The 1,188-nt window shown below is 52.0% G+C and carries 1 protein-coding gene; it reads right to left on the bottom strand.

From position 1 onward, the window contains the following. Window positions 1-134: 134 nt before the first annotated feature. Window positions 135-1,188, bottom strand: a 1,054-nt coding sequence (locus CODIS_RS20295; RefSeq protein ID WP_069128471.1) for an IS5 family transposase, incomplete at its 5' end; no start/stop codon positions are given.

Here is a 1,188-nt window from a genome sequence, read left to right as displayed (position 1 = left end):
CAGGCTGTTGATTTTTACCCGTCGTCAGCCGTCAAATTCGTTTGGCGGTGTAATTACCGCTCAATCTAGCGATTGATCGCCGCTTTCTGGACCACAGGGGGACGATATCGGGCTCCTCCAGGTGATTAAACGGTCTACTCCATCAATGCTCTCATTCGTGTTAGATTCCAACCAATCATCGTCATCATGAATACGCTGTTTACTTTCGCCAACCCGCGTACCTTCACCTGCCTGATCAAGCCAATGGTCTTACCCCAGCCAAAGGGTTCTTCCACACGTTTCCTTCTCCGCTGGCTTACTTGATAGCCCATGTGTCGACTGGTGCGTCCATCAATCGCTGATCCGCCAACACGATTGTCATTCCGAGCAACGTGCGGTGTGATATTCATCGCCCGACAGTCCGCCACAAATCGGGCCGTGTCATAGTTCTTGTCAGCACCCACAGTGCGCCGCTGGCTTCCGGCAATATCAGCTAACAATGCCACCGCTACTTCACGCTCCGCCTTGCCGGTTGCATGACTGGCTGCAGCCTTCACAATCAGCCCATTACGGTTTTCCATCACCGTGTGCCCCATGTAGGAGAGCTTCGCCTCCTTGCCAAGACCCTTCCGGGCGAGCCGTGCATCGCGGTCACTTTTTGATTCGTGTGTTTCGTTGCTCCGTTTCTCACCGTGAAAATCAGCACCGCCATTGCGCCCCCCGCTTGATGGAGGATCAATATCATCTCCCTTGGGGCAATAGCTCTTTTGTGAGGCCCAAGCCTGTATCAATGTGCCATCTACACTAAAGTGCTCTTCGGATAGCAACTTCCGCTTTCTGGCCAGGCTCACAACCTCTGAAAACAGTTCCGGAATGACCTCATGATCCAAAAGACGATCCCGGTTGATACTGAATACAGAGTGATCCCAGACCTTGTCATCAATCGTCAAACCCACAAACCAGCGATAGAGAAGGTTGTAGCTGATCTGTTCAACCAACTGTCGCTCGCTACGGATGCTGTAGAGCACTTGGAGTAACTGCGCCCTGATCAACCGCTCCGGTGGAATCGATTCCCTTCCACTGTCAGCGTAGATACCATCAAAGAGCCAGTTCAGGTTCTTCAACGCCTCATCTAGCAGTATTCGGATTGGGCGGAGTGGGTGATTAGGCGGAACAAACGATTCCAAATGAACTGTTGTGAAAAGGGAT

The sequence above is a fragment of the Candidatus Thiodiazotropha endolucinida genome (genome assembly GCF_001715975.1).
In the GTDB taxonomy this organism is placed as follows: domain Bacteria; phylum Pseudomonadota; class Gammaproteobacteria; order Chromatiales; family Chromatiaceae; genus Thiodiazotropha; species Thiodiazotropha endolucinida.
This window is presented reverse-complemented; position numbering and strand designations above follow the sequence as displayed.